We start from the raw sequence: 16,762 nt of genomic DNA on the forward strand, positions 1-16,762 counted from the left end.
CTCAGCGTGTGTTGAATCCGCTCCCGGGGACAGGAGAAGGAAGTATGCACCGCGTGTTTCGGGCGATCTGCAATCGCCTCGTTGCTTCAGCCGGCCTCGTCGCGATTTGGTTCTGCCTTGCGCAGCCGGCAACAGCCCAGGAGCTTCTGCTGCCTGCGTCGCGAGATGAAATCGCCGACCGCGAGCGTCTGTCCTCGTGGACATTGGACAAGTTTCCCGCTCAGCCGTTCATGAAGGAAATCTACTGGGACCGCCGAGCTCAGGAGTTGCCGGCGTTCTTCCGCGATTCACTCGTACAATACGTCGCGCGAACCTATTACATGAACCGCGACAATTTCGACGGAACCAAGTCGCAAGCTTATGCCGCAGGCGGCTGGCTTGCGGTCCGAACCGGCCTGATTGGCGACCTGTTCGGCATTCACGCCGCCTTCTACGGATCGGAGAGGCTTTTTGGTCCTCTCGATCAAGACGGTACGAAGCTGTTGGCGCCGGGCCAGAACAACATCAATACTTTGGGTCAGATCTATGGACGCATCCAACTCGGCGACCAGGAAATCCGTGGCGGACGGCAGTTGGTCGATACGCCATTGATCAATCCTCAAGACAATCGGATGGTACCGAACACGTTCGAGGCCGCGACGCTTGTATCGTTGCCAGACAAGGATCGCTTCTACGACTACGCCCTCGGTTACATCTGGAATATCAAGCCGCGCGATTCAAACGATTTCATTCCGATGTCGAATGCGCTGGCCGGAACCGGCACGGAGGGCACGCCATTTGGGATGTTCAGGCTCCGCCCGATTCCTGGCCTCGTGTTGACGGCTATGGATTACAACGTCCAGAACTTCATCAATTCCGGCTTCGGTCAGGCGGAGTATGACTTCAGGCAGCCAAAGGGGATGCCCAACTTCATCTTGGGCGGCAATGTCATCGCGCAGACGAGCGTAGGCGACAACCTGCTGGCGGGCAGTCCCTTCGAGACCTACCAGGCTTCTGCGAAGGCACAGATGGCGTATGCCGGCTGGACGCTCTTCATCGCGGGGTCTGCGACAGGGAACCAATCCAAGATCTATTCGCCTTTCGGGACCAAACCGAACTATACGGACATGCAGCAAGTGTCCTTTGACAACGCCGGCGAGAAGGCGATCGGCGGCAGCGCCGCTTACGACTTCGCGGCCTTTGGGCTCCCCGGACTGAGCACCGGTGCCTGGTACAGCCAGGGTTGGGGAGCCCTGAATCCGGTGACCAATGTCGCGATTCCCGACCGTCGAGAACTGGATGTATGGCTGCAGTATCGGCCGACCGAGGGGCCGCTGAAAGGCCTGCGACTGAAGACCCAATACTCAAACGTTTGGCAACAGGGGAACGTGCGCCCGACGCAGCAAGAATTCCGCTTGATCGCCGATTACACGGTGCTTTTCAGGCCGGAACCGTCGGTGTCGAAGCACTAGGGCAATCACCTTCTTCCCAACCCGGATCAGGCGTGGTGCCACTGGACAGGCTCGCATTGCCCCGATGCGGAACGATTTAGGCGGAGCTTTGATGACGGGCGCGATCGCTGCCGGGCTCGTCGCACCGGTTTTGCATCGTCAAGGAGGCTGAGTACCCTCCCGCCCGAGCCCGAAAATCGCAAGTCATCGAAAACGCTTAGTGATGCGACTTGGGGCGCAACTCATCTCTATCGAAGAAAATGCCATGCCCTCTTGGTGCCGACGCCTTCCGAATGCGCTCGCGGAGGGGAGGCTGTGTCTTCCCGTTGAGTCTTCTTCTGATTCCGCGATTCGAGGGCGCCGAAACCTCGTTGGAGACGAACTCCCTGTAGCGGTGCCTCATGTGGGGAACTTTGAAGGCAAATGGAACCGTTTAAAAAACATCAATGTAAACAATATGTTACAGGGGCGATCCGATCACATCTGCGTGTTATTTGTGCAACACCCGTCGGAAAACGCGCTTCATAGGCCCGTTCCGGAGCGTTCTGTTGTTGTGTGTGCAAGGACGTTCGGTAATTGTGACTGAGCGACGGAGGGGGGCATCCCGAGGTCGTCCCGTTTTAGGTGGTTCGCTTAAGTCCCTCGCGGTCAGCGGGTGTGTCCGAAGGCGCGAAGCGACTAAGCGGTGAGTTAAGGGACAAGGGAACCAACCTTAGGGTGTCTTCACCCAGCGGATCCGGAACCTTCCCTATAGAGCAAACTTGGAGGTTTAACATGAAGTTGGTTAAGAGCCTTTTGCTCGGTTCAGCGGCGGGTCTGATCGCCGTTGGCGGAGCACAGGCAGCCGATCTCCCCGTAAAGGCCAAAGCGGTCGAATACGTGAAGATCTGCTCCCTGTACGGTGCCGGATTCTACTACATCCCGGGCACTGACACCTGCATCAAGCTGGGTGGTTACCTGCGCGCTGAAGTCGCGCTGGGCACCAACTCGGACTTCACCCTGAACCAGAACGTCTCGACCCAGGGCGCCAACGGTGCACGCAACCGTCTGACGAACTACTACACGATGCGCGCTCGTGAAGACCTCAACATCGACACGCGCACCGCGACCGAGTACGGCGTGGTCCGCACCTTCTTCGATGGCGTCTTCTCCTGGACGACCGGCAACTATGTCGGCACCGGCAGCGCCACCGGTGGCACCGCCTACAGCGGTGCGCTCGCCATCAACACTCCCGTCGGTGCAGCTGCTCCGGCTCTCTTCGGCTCCGGCGGCGGTTCGGTGAACGGCACGGACGGTAACACCTCGGCCGGTTCGCTCGGTGTGTACTACGCCTTCATCCAGTTCGCCGGCTTCACCATGGGTAAGGCGGTGTCGCAGTTCGACGCGCCCTGGACCAACTATCCGGGCAACAACTTCGACGGTCTCGTCGGCGGTTCGGGCACGGTCACCGGTGTCAACCAGTTCAGCTACACCGCTGACTTCGGTCAGGGCATCACGGCGGCGTTCTCGGCTGAAGACGCCACCTCGTACTATCAGGCTGGTAACGTCAACCTGACTGGCGCAACTGCGGCTGGCATTTTCGGCGGTGCTGTCGGCGCCAATGCCATCGGCGGCAGCAGGTCGCCGAACCTCGTCGGTATGGTTCGTGTCGACCAGGCTTGGGGTCTGTTCCAGGCGTCGGTCGCTGCGCATGACAACCACGTCGGTTACTACGGCCCGTCCGAAGTCACTGGTCACCCCGACGACAAGTGGGGCTGGGCGGTTCAGCTCGCTCTGTCGATCAAGAACATCCCGACCGGTGCGGGTGACGTGATCAACGTGTCGGCCGTCTACACCGACGGTGCGACCCGCTACAACTTCCAGAACCTCGCGGGCAGCACGTATGTGATGTACGGCAGCTCGGGCCTCGCCGGCGCCTACGGCAGCGTCGCCGCTGTCACCGCTCCGGACACCGTGTTCGTCACGGGTGGCCAGCAGGAGACGATCAAGACCTGGGGCTTCCGCGGTGCTTACACGCACAACTGGGATCCCTACTGGAACACCGCGATCTACGGTGCCTACGCTCAGGCGCAGTTCGGCTCGGGGGCCAAGACCTTCCTCTGCGGCGCTGGTGGCCTGCTCACCGTCGGGCAACCTGGTCTTACGGGTTGTAACCCCGACTTCAATATCGGCCAGGTGGGTATCATCACCCGCTGGACGCCGGTCAAGAACCTGACGTTCTCGGCCGACTTGGCCTGGACCAACGTCGACCAGAAGTACGCAGGTACAATTGCGGCGGGGCTGGCCGCTGTTCCCGCCAAGCCGGCTGCGACCTACGAGGTCAAGGACCAGAACTCGCTCGTTCTGCTCCTCCGCGCTCAGCGCAACTGGTGATCTCGGTCTAACGACCTGACAGAGAGCCCCGGCGGGAAACCGCCGGGGCTTTTCTTTTGGTGCATGGCTTTGCGCCCCAGCAATGTCGGCCGAGCCGGCGCGTCGCTTCCGTGACCGGTCGCGTGCACGCCTCAGGTCGCGGCCGCTGCTCAAGCCGGACGACGGCGCATGTCCGGCGCTTGCCACCGATGCTCTCGGCAGCGACTCCCTGCGCTGTCTGCTTATGGCCCTGAAACGGGCCTTTGATCTGGATCAACCCGGAGGAGTGCCACCAGGCCGCTGATGCGATGGCCCCCGGGGGTCGTCATGTATCTGGCTGATACGAAATCGTTGTCTGGCTCCGGACAATCGTTCGAAGATCCAGCAGGTGAGGGGATGTTTTATGTGCCGGGGGGCACGTTTCGCATGGGTTCGGATCGGCATTATCCGGAGGAAGCGCCGGCCCATCTCGTTACCGTTGACGGATTCTGGATGGATCGCACGCCGGTCACCAACCGCCAATTCCGCAAATTCGTGAACGCGACCGGCTACGTCACTTTCGCCGAAATTACACCTGATGCGAAGGACTATCCGGGCGCTCTGCCGCACATGCTCAAGGCCGGGTCACTGGTCTTCACGCCGCCTAAGCGAGCTGTAGACTTGCACAACTGGGGGCAATGGTGGACGTTCAAGTTCGGCGCCAACTGGCGCCGTCCCTATGGTCCGCGCAGCAACATCAGCGGGCTCGACGACCACCCGGTCGTCCACGTCGCCTACCGCGACGTCGAAGCCTATGCCAAATGGGCCGGCAAGGAATTGCCGACCGAGGCCGAATGGGAATTCGCCGCACGCGGCGGACTGGACGGCGCGGAATTCGCCTGGGGTGACGAGCTATTCCCCCGCGGAAGGCATATGGCAAACACCTGGCAGGGCAATTTCCCGCACCAGAATCTTGCGGCTGATGGCTTCGAACGCACTTCGCCCGTCACCGCATTCCCGGCCAACGGTTACGGCCTGCACGATATGATCGGTAATGTCTGGGAATGGACGGCCGATTGGTATTCGCAGAAGCACGAAGCCGACGCCCTGAAAGTCTGCTGCATCCCGCAAAATCCTAGCGGCGGGCCCGAGGGCGCGAGCTACGATTCTTGTCAGCCGAACCTCAGGATTCCACGCAAGGTGCTTAAAGGCGGCTCGCATCTTTGCGCTCCCAGCTACTGCCGCCGCTATCGTCCGGCCGCGCGTCATGCCGAGCCGATCGACACCTCAGCAAGCCATGTCGGCTTCAGGTGCATCGCCAGGAAGAGGATCACGTCATGAGTAACGATCGGATTCCGGAAAAGCCTGAGATGAGCACGGGACCAATCGGCGGAGGATTGAAACGCCGCGATCTCTTGTTGAGTGGTAGTTCTCTCGTCGCCGCTTCGGCGCTCTCGGCCGTCGGATTGACGAGCCCTGCGCAAGCGCAGCAGCCGGCGCCGGCGCCAGCAGCGGCTGGCCAGCGGCCAAACATCGTCTTCATCATGGGTGACGACATCGGCTGGTTCAATATCGGTGCCTACCACCAGGGCATCATGGCAAGCCGGACACCGAACCTCGACAAGCTCGCCGCGGAAGGCATGCGCTTCACCGACTACTATGCCGAGGCCAGCTGCACGGCGGGCCGCGCCAACTTCATCACCGGAGAGCTGCCGATCCGTACCGGGCTTACCACGGTCGGCCAGGCAGGCTCCCCGATCGGCATGCCGGCGCAAGCGCCGACCATTGCGACCGCGCTGAAATCCATGGGGTACACCACGGGACAGTTCGGCAAGAACCACCTCGGCGACCTCAACGAATTCCTGCCGACCATGCATGGCTTCGACGAGTTCTTTGGCTACCTCTATCACCTCGACGCCATGGAGGACCCGGCCCACCGCAATTACCCGCAATCGCTGCTGGCCACCGTCGGTCCGCGCAACATGGTTCATTCCTGGGCGACCAACGTCGACGATCCGACGGTGCAGACGCGCTGGGGCAAGATCGGCAAGCAAAAGATCGAGGACTCCGGACCGCTTTATCCAAAGCGGATGGAGACGGTGGATGACGAAATCCTGAAGATCACGTTCGACTTCATCGACAAGGCCAAGCGGGACAACAAGCCGTTCTTCGTCTGGCTCAACCCGACGCGCATGCACGTCGTCACCCACCTCTCGGAAAAATACGAGAACATGCGCAACTCCGAAAACGGCTGGTCGGTCTCCGAGGGCGGGTTTGCCCAGCTCGACGATATCGTCGGCGCCGTCATGAAGAAGCTCAAGGACGAGGGCTTCGACGACAACACGATCGTCGCGTTCACAACCGACAATGGCGCGGAGAACTTCACCTGGCCTGATGGCGGACAGACGCCATTTGCAGGCGGCAAGGGAACGGCCATGGAAGGTGGATTTCGCGTGCCCTGCATGATCCGTTGGCCGGGCAAGGTGCCGGCGGGAAAGGTCGAGAACGGCATCATGTCCGGACTCGACTGGTTCCCGACCTTCGTCGCCGCAGCGGGCAATCCGAATATCGCCGGCGAGTTGCAGAAAGGAAAGCAGCTCGGCGACAAGACCTACAAGGTCTACCTCGACGGGTACAACCAGATGGACCTGATTACCGGAAAAGGCCCGTCCGCTCGCCACTCGATCTTCTATTTCACGGAGGGCACACTGAGCGCGGTGCGCATCGACGACTTCAAATACCGCTTCACCGATCAGCCGAGCGGCTGGTTGGGCGGCACGGTCAAGGTTGATTGGCCGATCCTCACCAATATCCGCCTTGATCCCTTCGAGCGTACGAACTTGCCTAACGGCGCGCAGGGGTCGCTGGCATTCTATAACTGGTTTGCTTACGAGTTCTGGCGGTTCCAGTTCGTGCAGCAGGAGGTCGCCAAGCTTGCCCAGACGGCGATCGAGTTCCCACCGATGCAGAAGGGTGCAAGCTTCAACCTGGAAGCCGTCAAGGAGCAGATAGAGAAGGCCATGCAGTCGCACGCTGGCAAGTAGGATATGCGGCGACGGGCACCCCAAGCCCGGGAGTGGCGCGAGCTGCCGGTCTGACGCGCGGCATCGGCAGCTCGCGGCGCCCTCCGGGATTGGGATGGCTCGCCTGACGATCGGGTCAGACCTTGAGAATAGTCCTCGAAGGCTCAAGCCGGACGACGACGCATGTCCGGCGCTCGCCACCGATGCTCCCGCCAGCGAATCGAGAGGAGGGCCGTCTCTATTCCACGCTGCCGGCGCCGCGGCGCAGGTCGGCCTCGATCTGCAACCGCGTGCCGCCGCCGAAGCGGGCGCGGTAGACCTGAAGGTTCTCCATGATCCGCTGCACGTAATTGCGCGTCTCGGAGAACGGAATGAGCTCGACCCAGTCGACCGCATCGACCTTGGGATCGCGCGGATCGCCGTAGCGGTCGACCCACTTCTTCACGCTGCCGCGGCCGGCATTGTAGGCGGCAAACGTCATGATGTAGGAGCCGCGATAATCCTCGAGCAGCCCACCGAGCTCGGCCGAGCCGAGCGTGGCGTTGTAGGCCGAATCGTTCTTCAGCCGCCCCAGATCGTAGGTCGCGCCATGCCGCTTGCAGACATAGCGTGCGGCATCCGGCGTCACCTGCATCAGCCCGTAGGCCTGCGCCGGCGAGACCACCGAGGGATTGAACGCGCTCTCCTGCCGGGCGATGGCGTAGACGATGCTGCGCTCGACCTCGGGGCCGATCGGCGTGAATTGCGGAATGCCGTTGACGGGATAGGCGTAAAAATCGAACGGAAGGCCGCGGTTGAGCGCGGCCTTGCCGACCAGCAGCATGCCGCGCGCATCGCTGTAGCGCTGGGTCAGCTCGCCGAGGCCGGTCAGCGCCTCGGGATCGCCGTTCTCGCCCATGTCGGCGAGCATGGGCACGGCCATCTCGCGCTCGTCGAGCTCGTAGAGCAGTTGCGCCGCGCGCACGATCTCCAGCCGTTCAGCGCCGCGCCCGCGCGGCTGGCTGTTGAGCTCGATCTGCGGCAGGCCGAGTTTTGCGCGTGCGAGCTGGCCGTAATAGCTCGTGGATTGTTCGGCAGCCCGCGCATAGGCGTTGCGCGCCTCCTGCTGGCGGCCCGCCGCTTCCGCCGCGCGGCCCTGCCAATAGCCGGCGCGCGCCAGCGTGGTCGGATTGACGCTGCCGACGCCGATGCGGGCAAAATGCTGGGTGGCGGTCGCCGGATCGTTGAGAAAGCGCAGCGCGATCCAGCCTGCCGTGAACTCCTGCTCGGTCTTGTAGATGTCGCGCGAGGGCAGCGCCGCGTCGCGCGCGATCAGATAGGCGCTGCGGAACTCCTCGGTGTCGATCATCTTGCGCGCGAGCAGGCGCCGCTCGATCCACCATTCGTCGAGATTGTAGAGCCGGTTCGGATCCTTCGGCGCCGACAGCATGAGCTGGGCGGCCTCGGCAAACTTCTCCTCGCGGCGCAGCAGCTGGATCTTGCTGAAGAGGAAACCGGGGTCATTGTGCAGCTCGCGCGGCACGGCCTCGAGCAGGGCACGCGTGTTCGGCGCCTTCTTGACCGAGGCGATGCGGGCCTTGGCCAGCGCGACATAGCCGGCGCCGAGGCGTTTTGCGGCGCGCAGCGCGGCCTCGTTTTCGCTGCCGTAGAGCAGGGTGTCCATCCGCGCCTTCTGATCGCCCGGCGTCAGCAGGGCGCCGAACTGGTCGAGCGCGTTGTTCTCGGTGTCCTCCGACATCGGATCGCTGCGCCAGGCCTCGCGCACCAGCCGCTCGGCATTGGCGCGGTCGCCGCGCGCCAGCATCGCCTTGGCGAGCGTGAAGCGGCCCTTCGCGGACACCGGGGATTCGTTCTCGAACCACGACCACGCAACTGAATCGTCGCGCCTGTCGTCCCACATCGCAGCCTCGAGGCGGCGGCGCAGGAAGGTCTGCGACGGCCAGCTCGGATTGGCGGAGAGGAAGGCGCGATAGCGCTCGACGGTCGCGCCATTGTCCTCGCTGCGCAGGATGATCCATTCCGCGAGCTTTCGCGCGACGGGATCCGAGATCGTGGCGGCGGCGTTGGTGGCGTCGCCCGCCTTGCGCTTGCGCACGAGTTCGATGACGCTCTCCAGCGTGTCCTTGTCGGCTTGCGACGTCGACGAGGTCGCAGCGATCGCGGCCGGCGTCACCGGCCTGCGAGGTGCCGCGTGCTGGCGGGTCGCGGGCGCCAGCACAGGAGCTGCGATCGGTTTGGCGGCCGGAGGGGCAGCGGGTCTGACGGTGGCCGTTGCGGCCGGCGCGGGTGCCGCTTTGGGGGGAGAGCCGGTGGCGGTCGGCTGCGATTTTGGCGCCGGCGCCGCTGCCGCAGGCTTGGGCTTGTTCTTGGCGGGGTCCTTGGCGGGTTCCTTGCCAGCGTCCTTGCCGGCATTCTGGGCTGGTTTCTTCGCGGCATCCTTGGCCGGGGCGCCAGCCGCCCCCTTGCTTGCGCCCTTCGCTGTGTCCTTGCCGGTTCCCTTGGTGGTTTCCTTAGCTGTTTCCTTGGCCGATCCTTTGCCGGATCCCTTCGCGGCGTCCTTGGCGGCTGGCTTCGCAGTGTCCTTGGCCCCTTCCGCAGGTGTCTCATTGGACTTGGCCCAGGCGGCGCAGCCGACAGACAGCCCTGCCATCAGGCACACGACCAGACCGGTGGATCGCCATGTGGCACGAGGAAATGAGGTCACGGCGTTTCGTCGCCCCGAATCAGTCAAGTGGCTCAAGATCTAGCTGAATTTGATTGAATATGCGGACAAAATACCAACAGCCGCTTACCTCGGGCGGGTTTGCACCATCACCGCGGCAAAATCGCGGCCTAAACGGTGCGTCGCACGGGAGCGGCCCTTTTACCGGCGGGATAGACCCGATATGAATGGGGCTTGCTCTCAAAACTCGCCGCGTACGGAGGAAGTCCATGGCAGCCAAGACGAAATTCCGGGGGTCGTTCACCGCCTTGGTCACGCCGTTCAAGAACGGCTCGCTCGACGAGGCAGCGTTCCGCTCCCTGGTCAACTGGCAGATTTCCGAGGGCACCAACGGACTGGTCCCGGTCGGCACGACAGGCGAGAGCCCGACGCTCAGCCATGACGAGCACAAGAAGGTCGTCGAGTGGTGCATCGAGGAGGCCAAGGGCCGCGTGCCCGTGGTTGCCGGTGCCGGCTCCAACTCGACCAAGGAGGCGATCGAGCTGGCCCAGCACGCCGAGAAGGCGGGCGCGGACGCCGTGCTGGTGGTGACGCCTTACTACAACAAGCCGACCCAGGAAGGGATGTACCAGCACTTCAAGGCGATCAACGATGCGATCGGGATTCCAATCATCATTTACAACATCCCGCCGCGCTCGGTGATCGACATGTCGGTCGACACCATGAAGCGGCTGTGGGAGCTGAAGAACATCGCCGGCGTCAAGGACGCCACCGCCAGCATGGTCCGCGTGTCGCAGCAGCGTGCCGCGATGGGCGAGGACTTCAACCAGCTCTCGGGCGAGGATGCGACCATCCTCGGCTACATGGCCCATGGCGGCCACGGCTGCATCTCGGTGACCTCGAACGTCGCACCGCGCCTGTGCTCGGAGTTCCACACCGCCTGGCAGAAGGGCGATCACGCCACCGCGCTGAAGCTGCACGACAAGCTGATGCCGCTGCACAACAACCTCTTCATCGAGAGCAATCCGGCGCCGATCAAGTACGCGATGTCGCTGCTCGGCAAGCTTGACGAGACGCTGCGGCTGCCGATGGTGCCGGTGACCGAGCCGACGCGCGTTGCCGTGCGCAGCGCCATGGTTCACGCTGGCCTGATCAACTGACGCGGTAACCTTTCCGGGGAGCCTTTCATGAGCGGGGTCGATGAAAAGGGCAGGCGGATGCTCAAGGAGTTCCGCGAATTCGCCATGAAGGGCAACGTCGTCGATCTCGCGGTCGGCGTCATCATCGGCGCGGCCTTCGGCGCCATCGTCACTTCGCTGGTCGGCGACGTGATCATGCCGTTGATCGGCGCAGTCACCGGCGGCCTCGACTTCTCGAACTACTTCACCCCCTTGTCGAAGGCGGTCACCGCCACCAACTTAGCGGATGCTAAAAAGCAAGGCGCGGTCTTGGCTTGGGGCAGCTTCCTCACGCTGACGATCAACTTCATCATCATTGCCTTCGTGCTGTTCCTGGTGATCCGCGCCATCAACACCCTGAAGCGCAAGGAAGAGGCGGCACCGGCCGCTCCGCCGAAGCCGTCGGCCGAGGTCGAGCTGCTGACCGAGATCCGCGATCTCCTCAAGAAGTCTTGACGCGTACGCTTCGTCCAAACTGTTAGCGTTCGCGCGTATCTCACTCAGGTTTGTCTGCCATGGCCGATAAGAACGAACGACCGATCAAGGTCATGGCGGAAAATCGCAAGGCCCGCTTCAACTATGCGATCGAGGATACGATCGAGGCGGGCATTGCGCTGACCGGCACCGAGGTCAAGTCGATCCGCAACGGCAAGAGCACGATCGCGGAATCCTACGCCGATTCGAAGAACGGCGAGATCTGGCTGATCAACGCCACCATTCCCGAATACCTCCAGGGCAACCGCTTCAACCACGAGCCCAAACGGCCGCGAAAGCTGCTGCTCCATCGCCGGCAGATCAACAAGCTGATCGGCGCGGTGGACCGCGAGGGCATGACGCTGATCCCGCTCAAGCTCTACTTCAACGAGCGCGGCCGCGCCAAGCTGCAGCTGGCGGTTGCAAAGGGCAAGAAGCTGCACGACAAGCGCGAGACCGAGAAGAAGCGCGACTGGAGCCGGGAGAAGGGGCGCCTGCTGCGGGCGAGGGGATAGCGGGATGAATCAGAAGAACCTGCTCGAGGTCGACTGGAGCCAGATTCCGGCGCCGGCCGATGATGGCGGCGCCGCGCATCTGCCGGGCATGACGCTGCCCGCGATCGGCCTGCTCGCGACCGACGACACATCAGTGATGCTGTCGGCGCTCCCCGGCCGAACCGTGGTGTTCGCCTATCCCCGCACCGGCGAGCCTGGCAAGATCTCGCTGGTCGACGATTGGGACATGATCCCGGGCGCGCGCGGCTGCACGCCGCAGACCTGCGCGTTTCGCGATCTGTTTGCCGAGCTGAAGGCCGCCGGCGCCGCCCACGTGTTCGGCCTCTCGACCCAGAGCAACGAATACCAGACCGAGATGGCCTCGCGCCTGCATCTGCCGTTTCCGGTGCTGTCGGACGAGAAGCTGGCGCTAGCGCGCGCCCTCAAACTGCCGACCATGGAGGTCGCAGGTCTGATGCTGATCAAGCGCCTCGCGCTGATCATCGACGACGCCAAGATCACGAAGGTGTTCTATCCGGTGTTTCCGCCCGACCGGAACGCCGGCGATGTCCTGGACTGGCTGAAGGCCAATCCCGTCAAAGACTAGTCCAAGGGCTAGTCGAGGTCGGCCTTCACCTTCGAGAACACGGACCGGAACATGTCCGGCGTCAGCACGCCGGTGTTCGTGTTGTAACGCGAGCAGTGATAGCTGTCGTAGAGCCTGAACGCGCCGGCCTGGTGCACCGCGCCGTGGCCGAAAGGGGCTTGCGAGCCCTTCAGATTCAGCGGCTTGAGCACGGTGTCGTGCGCAATCCGCCCGAGCGCGACGATCGCGCGCAGGTTCGGCATCGTCGCCAGATTCGCCGCGAGAAACTGGCGGCAGGTGTTGATCTCGGCGGGCAGCGGCTTGTTCTGCGGCGGAACGCAATGCACCGCATTGGCGATGCGGCAGTCGACCAGCTTCAGCCCGTCATCGGGCCGCGCCTGATAGGCGCCCTTGGCAAAGCCGTATTCGAGCAGCGTGGCGTAGAGCAGGTCGCCGGCATAGTCGCCGGTGAAGGGACGGCCGGTGCGGTTGGCGCCCTGCATGCCCGGCGCGAGGCCGACGATCAGGAGACGCGCCTTGACGTCCCCGAAGGGGGCGACCGGGGCGTTATGCCACGACGGCTCGCGCGCGCGATTCGCCTCGCGAAAGGCGACCAGGCGCGGACAGAGCGGACAGTCACGGTCGGGGACGAGGGTGGGGGGCTGGCGGCCTGACCGGGCCGCCTCACTCCTCAAAGTCGTCATCGCCCCTCGGGGCCATCGTGGTCGCGCGCTGGAGGAATTGCGGGGCGTGGTGGCGGGCCTCGCGCTCGCCACGATCGCGCGGCGCGGGGCGTTCGGACGGGTCGCGGCCGAGCTTGGATTGCAGCTCGACGAGGTCGGTGAAGACGTCGGCCTGGCGGCGCAGCTCGTCGGCGATCATCGGCGGCTGGCTGGCGATGGTCGAGACCACCGTGACCCGCACGCCGCGGCGCTGGACGGCCTCGACCAGGGAGCGGAAGTCGCCGTCACCGGAGAACAGCACCATCTGGTCGATGTGCTCGGCGAGCTCCATCGCGTCCACGGCGAGCTCGATGTCCATGTTGCCCTTGACCTTGCGGCGGCCGGAGGCGTCGATGAACTCCTTGGTCGCCTTGGTGACGACGGTGTAGCCGTTGTAGTCCAGCCAGTCGATCAGCGGGCGGATCGAGGAGTACTCCTGATCCTCGATGATGGCGGTGTAGTAGAAAGCCCGCAACAGCGTCCCGCGGCTCTGAAACTCCTTCAGCAGGCGCTTGTAGTCGATGTCGAAGCCCAGTGTTTTCGCCGTCGCGTAGAGATTGGCCCCGTCGATGAAGAGCGCGATCTTGTTGGTAGGAGAAGGTGACATTCAGTTTGCTCGCGAAGTGCTCGTGATTGATCGTTTATTGTTGGCGCGGCAGCACGCCGCGCAGTTCTAGAGTGCCGCCGAAACCCGTCGAAACCGCAAATCCGGAGAAGTCGGGGCAATCAAGGTATAGTTATGGCGAACTCTCAAACACCCGGGGCCGCCCTCGGTGGCAGCCCTGGAAATCGCCCATCCCAGCCCCAATGTGGGGGTAGCAGAGCCATTTGGCGAGGCCAAATCACAAATTGGCCTTGCGAAATTGTCTTGGCCCCTATAACTAGCCCCAATCATCCACATATTTCGTCCCACCCACAACGGAGCGACAGTCCATGGCTCGCGTCACCGTAGAAGATTGCATCGACAAGGTCGATAACCGGTTTGACCTGGTCCTGCTGGCCGCCCACCGTGCCCGCATGATTTCGTCGGGTTCACAACTAACGGTTGACCGCGATAACGACAAGAACCCTGTTGTGTCTTTGCGTGAAATTGCCGACACGACCATCTCGCCGGAGGACCTCCGCGAGGAGCTGGTGCACTCGCTCCAGAAGTTCGTCGAGGTCGACGAGCCCGAGCCGGATACGGTGCCGCTGATCGGTTCCGCCGGCGCCAGCGTCGATGCGGACGATACCGAAGTTGCCGTTGAGCGCATGACCGAAGAGGAGCTCCTGAAGGGCCTCGAAGGCCTCGCGCCGCCGGAAGAGCAGCCCGAGGAAGACGAGTAGATCGTCCCGTCGCAATCGCCGAATTCTTGTGATCTTATCAGAGGCCCGAACCTGCGTTCGGGCCTTTGCTTTTGTTGGCGTTTTCGTGGTTACCATAGTGTTGCCGGTTCGCGCCGCGCACCTGTCACCGAATTGATCGGACGCGCGTCGGATCGGAGCTAAGATGTATACAACGGGCCGCCTTGAGGTCCGTTTGAAGGCAGGACGGCATGGTGTATCGACGCCGCAGATCAACGCAGATGCAGGCCGCAACCGAATCGGTTGCCGTGGCCCCGACTGCGCCGGTGGCGCGCCCGGCCAAGCCGCGTGCGCGCATGATGCGTCAATATGACCTCGTCGAGCGCGTCAGGTCCTACAATCCCAACACCAACGAAGATCTGCTGAACCGCGCCTATGTCTACGCCATGAAGGCGCACGGCTCGCAGACGCGGGCCTCGGGCGATCCGTATTTCTCGCATCCGCTCGAAGTGGCGGCGATTCTCACCGACCTGAAGCTCGACGACGCCACCATCGTGGCCGCGCTGCTGCACGACACGATCGAGGACACCGAAGCGACGCGGGCCGAGATCGACCAGATCTTCGGACCCGAGATCGGCGCGCTGGTCGAGGGCCTGACCAAGCTGAAGCGGCTGGAGCTGGTGTCGCGCGAGGCCAAGCAGGCCGAGAACCTGCGCAAATTGTTGCTGGCGATTGCCGACGATGTTCGCGTTCTCCTGGTGAAGCTCGCCGACCGCCTGCACAACATGCGCACGCTGGAATTCGTGCCGCCGGAATCGCGCAGGCGCATTGCCGAGGAGACCCTCGACATCTACGCGCCGCTCGCGGGCCGCATGGGCATGCAGGAAATGCGCGAGGAGCTTGAGGACCTGTCCTTCCGCACGCTCGACCCCGAGGCCTATTCGGTGGTGATGCAGCGGCTCGACGCGCTCGCCGAGCGCAACCGCAATCTGATCGGCGAGATCGAGGCCCAGCTCTCCAACAATCTGCGCCACCGCGGCCTTGGCGCGCGGGTTTATGGCCGCCGCAAGAAGCCGTTCTCGATCTGGACCAAGATGGAGCGCAAATCGGTCGGCTTCGAGCAATTGTCCGACATCTTCGGCTTCCGCGTCGTCGTGAACGACATCGAGGCCTGCTACCGCGCGCTCGGCATCGTCCACACCACCTGGCCGGTCGTGCCGGGGCGTTTCAAGGACTACATCTCGACGCCGAAGCAGAACGACTACCGCTCGATCCACACCACCGTGATCGGTCCGGGCAACCAGCGCGCCGAGCTCCAGATCCGTACCGAGGCGATGGACCAGATCGCCGAGCGCGGTATCGCCGCGCACGTGTTCTACAAGGAAGGCGCGGGCTCGCCGACCGAATTCCTCAAGCGCGAATCCAACGCGTTCGCCTGGCTGCGGCACACCGTCGGAATCCTCTCGGAGAGTGCCAACCCCGAGGAATTCCTCGAGCACACCAAGCTCGAGCTGTTCCACGACCAGGTGTTCTGCTTCACCCCGAAGGGCAAGCTGATCGCGCTGCCGCGCCACGCCAACGTCATCGACTTTGCCTATGCGGTGCATACCGACGTCGGCAACAGCGCGGTGGGCTGCAAGATCAACGGCAAGTTTTCGCCGCTGTCCTCGGAGCTCCAGAACGGCGACGAGGTCGAGGTGCTGACCTCGGAGGCGCAATCGGCGCCGCCGTCCGCCTGGGAGACGCTCGCGGTCACCGGCAAGGCGCGCGCCGCGATCCGCCGCGCCACGCGCACCGCCGTGCGCGACCAATATGTCGGTCTCGGCCGGCGCATCGTCGAGCGCCTGTTCGAGCGCGCCAAGATCGAATACGCCGACGACAAGCTCAAGGGTGCGCTGCCGCGGCTTGCGCGCACCTCGATCGAGGACGTCATGGCGGCTGTGGGGCGCGGCGAGATCAAGGCCTCCCACGTCGCGCGAGCGATGTATCCCGACTACAAGGAGGAGCGCGTCGCCCGCTACGGCATCAAGAAGGGGCTCGCCGCCAAGCTCAAGGAGAAGGTGGTCTCCGAGCCGCCGCGAACCCCGGTCGCGATCCCGATCCGCGGCATCAATTCCGACCTGCCGGTGAAGTTCGCGCCGAACGGCGGCGCGGTACCCGGCGACCGCATCGTCGGCATCGTCACGCCGGGCGAGGGCATCACCATCTACCCGATCCAGGCGCCGGCGCTGAAGGATTTCGAGGAGGAGCCCGAGCGCTGGCTCGACGTGCGCTGGGACATCGAGGACACCGCGCCGCAGCGCTTCCCGGCCCGCATCAGGGTCGAGAACGTCAACGAGCCCGGCGCGCTCGCGCAGATCGCGACCGTGATCGCCGAGCACGACGGCAACATCGACAACATCAGCATGCAGCGCCGCTCTCCGGACTTCACGGAGACGACGATCGATCTCGAAGTCTACGACCTGAAGCACCTGAGCGCGATCCTGGCCCAGTTGCGCGCGAAGGCGGTCGTCGCCCGCGTCGAACGTGTTAATGGATAGGCGTCTTTCGTATTCGCCTGTCCTTCGAATTTGTGAGC

13 protein-coding genes are annotated in these 16,762 nt (G+C 63.5%); 10 read left to right on the forward strand and 3 right to left on the reverse strand.

Features of this window, described 5'->3' with window-relative positions; translation table 11 throughout:
- Positions 1-44 precede the first annotated feature (44 nt).
- The 4 genes from AB5K84_RS20805 (at position 45) to AB5K84_RS20820 (ending at position 6,805) form a co-directional block, all read left to right on the forward strand.
- The gene (locus tag AB5K84_RS20805) at positions 45-1,451 is read left to right on the forward strand and encodes an OprD family outer membrane porin (RefSeq protein WP_038966356.1); all 1,407 of its coding nucleotides are present in this window, start codon (positions 45-47) and stop codon (positions 1,449-1,451) included.
- 753 nt (positions 1,452-2,204) lie between these two features.
- On the forward strand, positions 2,205-3,803 hold the full coding sequence (locus AB5K84_RS20810; RefSeq protein WP_038966355.1) for a porin: 1,599 nt from the start codon (positions 2,205-2,207) through the stop codon (positions 3,801-3,803).
- A gap of 306 nt (positions 3,804-4,109) precedes the next feature.
- A complete protein-coding gene (locus AB5K84_RS20815; RefSeq protein ID WP_038966354.1) occupies positions 4,110-5,102 on the forward strand; it encodes a formylglycine-generating enzyme family protein in 993 nt (330 codons plus the stop codon).
- Positions 5,103-5,131: 29 nt separating this feature from the next.
- Positions 5,132-6,805 (forward strand): arylsulfatase, encoded by a 1,674-nt coding sequence (locus tag AB5K84_RS20820; RefSeq protein WP_236842272.1) that lies wholly within the window; start codon positions 5,132-5,134, stop codon positions 6,803-6,805.
- Between the two features lie 217 nt (positions 6,806-7,022).
- On the opposite strand, the gene AB5K84_RS20825 is transcribed toward AB5K84_RS20820, so the two are convergent.
- Positions 7,023-9,434, reverse strand: a complete 2,412-nt coding sequence (locus AB5K84_RS20825; RefSeq protein ID WP_038966353.1) for a lytic transglycosylase domain-containing protein — start codon at positions 9,432-9,434, stop codon at positions 7,023-7,025.
- 281 nt (positions 9,435-9,715) lie between these two features.
- Here AB5K84_RS20825 and dapA point away from each other — a divergent pair, with 281 nt between their 5' ends.
- Genes dapA through AB5K84_RS20845 form a run of 4 tightly spaced genes read left to right on the forward strand, consistent with a single transcriptional unit; the run spans position 9,716 to position 12,199 of the window.
- Positions 9,716-10,606: a 4-hydroxy-tetrahydrodipicolinate synthase gene (gene dapA / locus AB5K84_RS20830; protein WP_028171604.1), complete on the forward strand. Its 891-nt coding sequence runs from the start codon at positions 9,716-9,718 to the stop codon at positions 10,604-10,606.
- 57 nt (positions 10,607-10,663) lie between these two features.
- Positions 10,664-11,080: a large conductance mechanosensitive channel protein MscL gene (mscL, locus tag AB5K84_RS20835; protein ID WP_027547170.1), complete on the forward strand. Its 417-nt coding sequence runs from the start codon at positions 10,664-10,666 to the stop codon at positions 11,078-11,080.
- Positions 11,081-11,139: 59 nt separating this feature from the next.
- The gene (gene smpB, locus AB5K84_RS20840; RefSeq protein ID WP_011087830.1) at positions 11,140-11,613 is read left to right on the forward strand and encodes an SsrA-binding protein SmpB; all 474 of its coding nucleotides are present in this window, start codon (positions 11,140-11,142) and stop codon (positions 11,611-11,613) included.
- 4 nt (positions 11,614-11,617) lie between these two features.
- Positions 11,618-12,199 carry a peroxiredoxin gene (locus tag AB5K84_RS20845; RefSeq protein WP_011087829.1) on the forward strand — a complete coding sequence of 194 codons (582 nt, stop codon included), beginning with the start codon at positions 11,618-11,620 and terminating at the stop codon, positions 12,197-12,199.
- Between the two features lie 8 nt (positions 12,200-12,207).
- Here AB5K84_RS20845 and AB5K84_RS20850 read toward each other — a convergent pair whose 3' ends face one another.
- Both AB5K84_RS20850 and AB5K84_RS20855 read right to left on the reverse strand, forming a co-directional pair.
- Positions 12,208-12,882, reverse strand: a complete 675-nt coding sequence (locus tag AB5K84_RS20850; protein WP_011087828.1) for a uracil-DNA glycosylase — start codon at positions 12,880-12,882, stop codon at positions 12,208-12,210.
- A complete protein-coding gene (locus AB5K84_RS20855) occupies positions 12,863-13,507 on the reverse strand; it encodes a LabA-like NYN domain-containing protein (RefSeq protein ID WP_011087827.1) in 645 nt (214 codons plus the stop codon). Before AB5K84_RS20855 ends, AB5K84_RS20850 begins: the two co-directional genes overlap by 20 nt.
- Before the next feature lie 326 nt (positions 13,508-13,833).
- Between AB5K84_RS20855 and rpoZ the strand changes: the two genes are divergently transcribed.
- Together rpoZ and AB5K84_RS20865 are read left to right on the forward strand one after the other, a co-directional pair.
- Complete coding sequence (rpoZ, locus tag AB5K84_RS20860; RefSeq protein ID WP_008133017.1) at positions 13,834-14,226, forward strand: DNA-directed RNA polymerase subunit omega; 393 nt, start codon at positions 13,834-13,836, stop codon at positions 14,224-14,226.
- Positions 14,227-14,435: 209 nt separating this feature from the next.
- Positions 14,436-16,724, forward strand: coding sequence for a RelA/SpoT family protein (locus AB5K84_RS20865; RefSeq protein WP_011087826.1), 2,289 nt, complete (start codon positions 14,436-14,438; stop codon positions 16,722-16,724).
- The last annotated feature ends 38 nt before the right edge of the window (positions 16,725-16,762 follow it).

It is taken from the genome of Bradyrhizobium sp. 1200_D9_N1_1 (assembly GCF_052075915.1).
In the GTDB taxonomy this organism is placed as follows: domain Bacteria; phylum Pseudomonadota; class Alphaproteobacteria; order Rhizobiales; family Xanthobacteraceae; genus Bradyrhizobium; species Bradyrhizobium diazoefficiens.